General features: G+C 62.0%; 8 protein-coding genes. All 8 read right to left on the bottom strand.

Features of this window, described 5'->3' with window-relative positions; genetic code table 11:
• On the bottom strand, positions 1–821 hold an 821-nt coding region (locus EN994_RS10825; RefSeq protein ID WP_245466008.1), incomplete at its 3' end, for an FGGY family carbohydrate kinase.
• A 200-nt stretch (positions 822–1,021) separates the two neighbouring features.
• Complete coding sequence (locus EN994_RS10820) at positions 1,022–2,749, bottom strand: ABC transporter substrate-binding protein (RefSeq protein ID WP_013531807.1); 1,728 nt, start codon at positions 2,747–2,749, stop codon at positions 1,022–1,024.
• A 79-nt stretch (positions 2,750–2,828) separates the two neighbouring features.
• Complete coding sequence (locus tag EN994_RS10815) at positions 2,829–3,122, bottom strand: DUF2160 domain-containing protein (RefSeq protein WP_024503495.1); 294 nt, start codon at positions 3,120–3,122, stop codon at positions 2,829–2,831.
• Positions 3,119–4,033, bottom strand: coding sequence for a carbohydrate ABC transporter permease (locus EN994_RS10810; RefSeq protein ID WP_063167946.1), 915 nt, complete (start codon positions 4,031–4,033; stop codon positions 3,119–3,121). The genes EN994_RS10815 and EN994_RS10810 overlap by 4 nt, the downstream gene beginning before the upstream one ends.
• Before the next feature lies 1 nt (position 4,034).
• Positions 4,035–4,901: a sugar ABC transporter permease gene (locus tag EN994_RS10805; RefSeq protein ID WP_013531810.1), complete on the bottom strand. Its 867-nt coding sequence runs from the start codon at positions 4,899–4,901 to the stop codon at positions 4,035–4,037.
• Positions 4,902–5,969 carry an ABC transporter ATP-binding protein gene (locus EN994_RS10800; protein ID WP_013531811.1) on the bottom strand — a complete coding sequence of 356 codons (1,068 nt, stop codon included), beginning with the start codon at positions 5,967–5,969 and terminating at the stop codon, positions 4,902–4,904. It lies immediately after the preceding gene.
• A 10-nt stretch (positions 5,970–5,979) separates the two neighbouring features.
• On the bottom strand, positions 5,980–7,059 hold the full coding sequence (locus EN994_RS10795) for an ABC transporter ATP-binding protein (RefSeq protein WP_063167945.1): 1,080 nt from the start codon (positions 7,057–7,059) through the stop codon (positions 5,980–5,982).
• Between the two features lie 42 nt (positions 7,060–7,101).
• The coding region (locus EN994_RS10790; RefSeq protein WP_281060140.1) for a glycerol-3-phosphate dehydrogenase C-terminal domain-containing protein at positions 7,102–7,684 on the bottom strand (583 nt) is incomplete at its 5' end.

Raw genomic sequence — 7,684 nt, 5'->3', positions numbered from 1 at the left:
CCGGTGTTGAGCAGCGCAAAGCAGCCCGTGCCGTAGGTGGATTTCATCATGCCCGGCTCGAAACAGGCCTGGCCGATGGTCGCCGCATGCTGGTCGCCGGCAACACCGAGGATTCTTATCTCGGCGCCGAAGAGATTTTTCTCCGTGATTCCATAGTCATCGGCGCAGTCCTTTACCTCGGGTAGCATTTTCGCCGGGATGTTCAGTATCGACAGCAGTTCGTTGTCCCAGGCATTTTTCTCGATATTGTAGACCAGCGTGCGCGACGCGTTGGTGGCATCCGTGGCGTGGACCTTGCCGCCGGTCAGCCGCCAGATCAGAAAGCTGTCGATGGTGCCGGCGAGCAACTCGCCTTTCTCGGCACGACGCCGCGCCCCTTTTACCTTGTCCAGCATCCAGGCGATCTTGGTACCGGAAAAATACGGATCAAGCAGCAGGCCGGTTTTTTTGGTGAACTTTTTCTCCAGTCCCTGCTTCTTCAGTTTCTGGCACAGCGGCGTGGTGCGCCGGTCCTGCCAGACAATGGCATTGTGGATCGGCTTGCCGGTCGCCTTGTCCCAGATGACGATGGTCTCGCGCTGATTGGTGATGCCGAGCGCGGCCACTTCGGATGCAGCCCGGCCGGCCTTCTTCAGCGCCGCCTTCACGGTCGTCACCACGCTCGCCCAGATGTCTTCGGGATCGTGCTCGACCCAGCCGGAGGCCGGATAGTGCTGGATGAATTCCCTCTGCCCGCTGCCGGCGACCTTCATATCGCCGTCGAACAGGATCGCCCGGGTCGAAGTCGTGCCCTGGTCGATGGCAAGGATGTATCCGGTCATTCTGCTTCCCCGCTTAATGCATGTCGCCCAAAGGTGACCTCGGTTTTGGGAGAACGACATGCACAAAAACAAAGACCTAAAGCGCGTTGCATGAATCCGTCTCAACGCGACGCGCTTTAGTCTTTTGCACAAACAGGGGAGACGGCAAGATGCCGCCTCCCCCTATTCTCATGATGCTGGCGCGAGCGCCGACACCAAGGCTACTTCTGCCAGCTCTTCACCAGTTCGTCGTAGTTGATGGTGATCGGCTTTTCCTTCTCGTTCTCGATCTTCAACTGAGGAGCGAGATTGCCCTTCTTGACCGCGTCGGCGTTCCAGTAGGCGAGGTCATGCTCTTCGGCCATCTTCGGGCCGATATCGCCCTGAACGCCCGACTTCTCGATGCGGCTCATGACCTTTTCCTGTTCGCCGCAGAGCGAGTCCATCGCTTCCTGCGCGGTCTTGGCGCCCGACGACGCATCGCCGATCGCCTGCCACCAGAGCTGTGCCAGCTTCGGATAGTCAGGCACGTTGGTGCCGGTCGGCGACCACTGAACGCGGGCCGGCGAACGGTAGAACTCGATCAGGCCACCGAGCTTCGGAGCCCGCTCGGTGAAGCTCTTGTCGTGGATCGTGCTCTCGCGGATGAAGGTCAAGCCGACATGGCTCTTCTTCACGTCGACTGTCTTCGAGGTGACGAACTGCGCGTAGAGCCAGGCGGCCTTGGCGCGGTCGGTCGGGGTCGACTTCATCAGCGTCCAGGAGCCGACGTCCTGATAGCCGAGCTTCATGCCGTCCTTCCAGTAGACGCCATGCGGCGACGGCGCCATGCGCCACTTCGGCGTACCGTCGTCGTTCAGCACCGCCTTGGCGCCGGCATCGACCATCGAAGCGGTGAAGGCGGTGTACCAGAAGATCTGCTGGGCAACCGCGCCCTGCGCCGGAACCGGGCCGGATTCGGAGAAGGTCATGCCCTGGGCTTCCGCCGGAGCGTAGGCCTTCAGCCAGTCGAGGTATTTCTGGATCGAGTAGACGGCGGCCGGGCCATTGGTGTCGCCCCCGCGCGCCGTGCAGGAGCCGACCGGACGCGAATTCTCGTCGACCTTGATGCCCCACTCATCGACCGGCAGACCGTTCGGCAGGCCCTTGTCGCCATTGCCGGCCATCGACAGCCAGGCGTCGGTGAACCGCCAGCCGAGCGACGGGTCCTTCTTGCCGTAGTCCATGTGGCCATAGACCTTCTTGCCGTCGATCTCGCGGCCGGTGAAGAACTCGGCGATGTCCTCATAGGCAGACCAGTTGACGGGAACGCCAAGGTCGTAGCCGTACTTGGCCTTGAAGTCCGCCTTGTTCTTCTCGTCGTTGAACCAGTCGTAACGGAACCAGTAGAGGTTCGCGAACTGCTGGTCGGGAAGCTGGTAGAGCTTCTTGTCCGGAGCGGTCGTGAACGAGGTGCCGATAAAATCCTTCAGGTCGAGGTTCGGGTTGGTGACATCCTTGCCCTCGCCCGCCATCCAGTCGGTCAAATTGCGCACCTGCTGGTAGCGCCAGTGGGTGCCGATCAGGTCGGAATCGTTGACCCAGCCGTCATAAAGGTTCTGGCCCGTCTGCATCTGGGTCTGGATCTTCTCGACGACGTCGCCTTCCTGGATGACGTCATGCGTGATCTTGATGCCGGTGATGGCGGTAAAGGCCGGCGCCAGCACCTGCGATTCATACTGGTGCGTGGCGATGGTTTCCGAAACGACCTTGATGTCCATGCCGGCGAAAGGCTTCGCGGCATCGATGAACCACTGCATTTCGGCTTCCTGGCCAGCGCGGTCGAGCGTCGAGAGCGGGCCGATTTCCTTGTCCAGGAAAGCCTTTGCCTCGTCCATCCCGGCATAGGCATTGCCCACGCCCAGCAACAGGACAAGGGCCGTCGTTGATGTTAAAAATTGCCTTCGCATGTGTTTCCTCCACAGTTTTAAGGTTCAAGTGCGATCTGGAGCGGCCGCCGGCACGCGGTCGCTCCAACAGTTTCCCCCTCTATACGTAGCGGAACACGCCAATGGCGTAGACCACGGAGAGAGCGAGAGCCCACCACAGGTTGGATCCGACAAGACCCAACCAAGCGAGATGGATAAAGGCGCTGCCAAGCAGCGACAGGAAAAGACGGTCGCCGCGCGTTGTCTCGAAGCGCAGCACGCCGACGCGCGGATTGCCGCCCGGCGAAGCGTATTCCCAAGCCGCCATGCCGCACAGCAGCAGAAGGATGGTCCCGAAAAAGGCCGCCGTCGGCCACGTCCACGCCATCCAGGTGAGGTCGAAATTCATCGTCAAACCCTCCCCAGGGCGAAGCCCTTGGCGATATAATTGCGCACAAACCAGATGACGAGCGCGCCGGGGATCAACGTCAGCACGCCGGCGGCGGCGAGCAGGCCCCAGTCCATGCCAGCGGCCGAAACCGTGCGGGTCATGGTGGCGGCGATCGGCTTGGCGTCGGTGGTGGTCAGCGTGCGGGCAATCAACAGTTCCACCCAGGAGAACATGAAGCAGAAGAAGCAGGCCACGCCAATGCCGCTGGCGATCAGGGGCATGAAGATCCTGACGAAGAAGCGCGGGAACGAATAGCCGTCGATATAGGCGGTTTCGTCGATTTCCTTCGGCACACCCGACATGAAGCCTTCGAGGATCCACACCGCCAGCGGCACGTTGAACAGGCAGTGCGCCAGCGCCACCGCAATGTGCGTGTCGATCAGGCCGAAGGCCGAATAGAGCTGGAAGAACGGCAGCGCGAACACCGCCGGCGGCGCCATGCGGTTGGTCAGCAGCCAGAAGAACAGGTGCTTGTCGCCGAGGAAGCGGTAGCGCGAGAAGGCGTAGGCTGCCGGCAGCGCGGCAGCCACCGAAATCACCATATTCATCACCACATAGGTGATCGAGTTGATGTAGCCCGAGTACCAGGAGGCGTCGGTGAAGATGGTGACGTAGTTGGCGAGCGTCGGCTGGTGCGGATAGAGCGTCAGCGAGGAGACGATCTCGGCATTGGTCTTGAAGCTCATATTAATGAGCCAGTAGATCGGCAGCAAAAGCACGACGATGTAGACCGTCGGCACGATCCACCACCAGCGCGATTCCTCGCCGCGTTTGCGCATCAGCCGGGCGACCTGATCCTGCGAGAGTGTGCTCGCCAGTTTGCCCGCTGCTGTGGTCTCGCTCACTCTATCGGCTCTTTCGTTGGCGCCGGTCATCTCAGCGCTCCGCGTCGTAGTTGGTCATCACGGTGTAGAAGACCCATGACAGCAGAAGGACGATGAGGAAGTAGACCAGCGACATGGCTGCGGCCGGACCGAGGTCGAACTGGCCGAGCGCGGTCTTGACGAGGTCGATCGACAGGAATGTCGTCGAGTTGCCGGGACCGCCTCCCGTCACCACGAAGGGTTCGGTATAGATCATGAAGCTGTCCATGAAGCGAAGCAGCACGGCGATCAGCAGCACCCTGTTCATCTTCGGCAGCTGGATGTAGCGGAACACCGCCCAGCGCGAGGCGCCATCGATCTTGGCCGCCTGATAGAAGGCATCCGGAATGGAGACCAGGCCGGCATAGCAGAGCAGCACGACGAGGCTGGTCCAGTGCCAGACATCCATGATGATGACGGTGACCCAGGCATCGAACGGGTCCTGCACATAGTTGTAGTCGATGCCGAGCGCGTTGACGTAGTAGCCGAGCAGACCGATGTCGTTGCGGCCGAAGACCTGCCAGATGGTGCCGACGACGTTCCACGGAATCAGCAGCGGCAGCGCCATGAGCACCAGGCAGACCGGCACGCCCCAGCCCTTTTTCGGCATGTTGAGCGCGATGAAGATGCCGAGCGGCACTTCGATCGCCAGGATGATGAAGGAGAAGATCAGGTTGCGGACCATCGCTTCCCAGAAGCGGCTGGAAGACAGCAGTTCCTCGAACCACTCGGTGCCGGCCCAGAAGAAGACGTTGTTGCCGAACGTGTCCTGCACCGAATAGTTGACGACGGTCATCAGCGGGATGACCGCCGAGAACGCCACCAGCACCAGCACCGGCAGCACCAGGAACCAGGCCTTGTTGTTCCAGGTCTTTTCCATCTATGCCCCCATCTCGACGCGCCAGGAATCGGCATAGATGTTGATGCCGGCCGGCTCGAACCGCACCTTCGGATCGGCTGGCACGGTCTCGTCCTCGCCGATGACGGCCGCAATCTCGCGGCCTTCGAGCTTGGCGCGGACCACCTTGTGGCGGCCGAGATCCTCGACCTTGCTGACCTGCACGGCCATGCCGTCGCGGCCAAGCCGGACATATTCGGGACGGATGCCGAGTTCGATGGCGCCGCTGCCCGCTTTTGGCGCGCCCGGCAGTTCGATGCGCTGCGAGCCGAGCGTCGCCGTCTTGCCGTCGATGGCCACCGGCATGACGTTCATGCCGGGCGAGCCGATGAAATAACCGACAAAGGTATGGCGTGGCCGTTCGAACAGTTCGGCTGGCGTGCCGATCTGGACGATGCCGCCGTCATACATGACCACGACCTGGTCGGCGAAGGTCAGCGCCTCGGTCTGGTCGTGGGTCACATAGACCATGGTGTAGCCGAAGCGGCGGTGCAGCTGCTTCAGCTGCGAGCGCAGCACCCATTTCATATGCGGGTCGATGACGGTCAGCGGCTCGTCGAACAGGATGGCGTTGACGTCGGAGCGCACCAGCCCGCGGCCGAGCGAGATCTTCTGCTTCTGGTCGGCGGTCAGGCCCCTCGCCTTCTTCTTCGCCCAGGACGCCAGGTCGATCATCTCCAGCGTCTCGCGCACCTTGCGGTCGACATCGGCTTCCGGCACGCCGCGATTGCGCAGCGGGAAGGCCAGATTGTCGTAGACGGTCATGGTGTCGTAGATGACCGGGAACTGGAACACCTGCGCGATATTGCGCTCCTGCGTCGACAAATTGGTCACGTCCTTGCCGTTGAACAGCAACTGACCGTGCGACGGGTGCAGCAATCCCGAAATGATGTTGAGCAGCGTGGTCTTGCCGCAGCCCGATGGCCCGAGCAGCGCATAGGCGCCGCCGTCCTCGAAGGTGTGGTGCACTTCCCTGAGCGCGAAATCGGCATCCTTCCGAGGGTTCGGCAGATAGGAATGCCTGACATGGTTGACGTCTATGCGTGCCATATCTTTCCCCTCAAGCCGCCAGCTTCGGCGCGGCCACGGCACGGCCGTGCTCGTCGAAGACCATGATGTGGCGCGGATCGATGAACACCTCGACCTCGGCGTCGGGTTCGAAGTCGCGGATGCCGTGGGTCAGCATGACCCAGCGCGCGTCCGCGAAATCGAGATGGATGAAGCTTTCCGAGCCGGTGATCTCGGTGATCGTCACCTTGGCGCGCACCGGCACAGCGGCGGCATTGGGCTGATCGAGCGACAGGTGATGCGGCTGAAAACCGACCGTGTACATGGCATCGGCAATGCCGGCGAGATCGGCGGGCACCGGCAGTTTGACCCCACCCTCGAGCAGGAAATCCCCACCTTTCTTGGCCAGCACGATGGTGTTGAGCGGCGGGTCGGCGAAAGTCTTGGCCGTCACCAGATCGACCGGTTTGCGGAACACGTCGATGGTCGGTCCGAACTGGGTGATGCGCCCTTCGGAAAGCGTCGCCGTGTTGCCGCCGAGCAGCAGCGCTTCGTGCGGCTCGGTCGTGGCGTAGACGAAGATGGTGCCGGCGGCGGCGAAGATCCTGGGCAATTCGGCGCGCAGTTCCTCGCGCAATTTGTAGTCGAGATTGGCGAGCGGTTCGTCGAGCAGCACCAGGCTGGCGTTCTTGACGATGGCGCGCGCCAGTGCGGTGCGCTGCTGCTGGCCACCGGACAGGCTCAGCGGCGTGCGGTCGAGATAGGGCGTCAGCTTGAGAAGTGCTGCGGCATGGCGCACTTCCTTGTCGATCTTCGCCTGATCGGTTCCCGCCACCCTGAGCGGCGAGGCGATGTTCTCATAGACGGTCATCGCCGGATAGTTGATGAACTGCTGGTAGACCATGGCGATCTTGCGCTTCTGCACCGGCACGCCGGTGACATTCTGGCCGTCGAACCAGATCGAACCGGAGGTCGGCACGTCGAGGCCGGCCATCAGCCGCATCAGGCTGGTCTTGCCGGATAGCGTCGGTCCGAGCAGGACATTGAGCGAGCCGTGCTGGAGCGTCAGCGACACATCGCTTATATGCGCGACCGCACCGACCGTCTTGGTGACGTTTCTCAGTTCCAGCATGACGCCTCCTCCCAGGCCTTCCGCATCAGCTCAAACCCCTCTTCATTCGGCAGCCGCGACATGGCGCCGGCTTATGCCGTGCATGAATTCATCGAGAGCCGCCACCTGCTCGCGGCTGAGATGCAGACCGCGCTTGGTACGGCGCCACAATACATCTTCCGATGTGACGGCCCATTCGTTTTGAACGAGATAGCGCACCTCGGCCTCGTAGAGATCGGCGCCGAAGTTGCGGCCGAGATCGACGTTCGATTTGGCCAGCCCCAACAGCATCCTTGCGCGGGTGCCGTAGAGCCGGGTCAGCCGGCGAGCCAGGCGCGCGTCGAGGAACGGATAGGCGGTCTTCAGTTTCGCCACTTCGGCATCGAAACCGGTGGCCGGGAAATCGCCGCCCGGCAACGGCGCGTTTGCCGTCCACGGCTTGCCGCGTTTACCCAGAAAACCCTCGATCTTTTCCAGCATCGATTCCGACAGCCGGCGATAGGTGGTGATCTTGCCGCCAAAGGCGTTGACGATCGGGGCGGCGCCCTCGCCGCCATCGGCCTTGAGCACATAGTCGCGCGTCGCTTCCTGCGCCTTGGAGGCTCCGTCATCATAGAGCGGACGGACGGCCGAATAGGTCCAGACG

Source organism: Mesorhizobium sp. M7A.F.Ca.CA.002.09.1.1, from assembly GCF_003998555.1.
Classification (GTDB): domain Bacteria; phylum Pseudomonadota; class Alphaproteobacteria; order Rhizobiales; family Rhizobiaceae; genus Mesorhizobium; species Mesorhizobium ciceri.
This window is presented reverse-complemented; position numbering and strand designations above follow the sequence as displayed.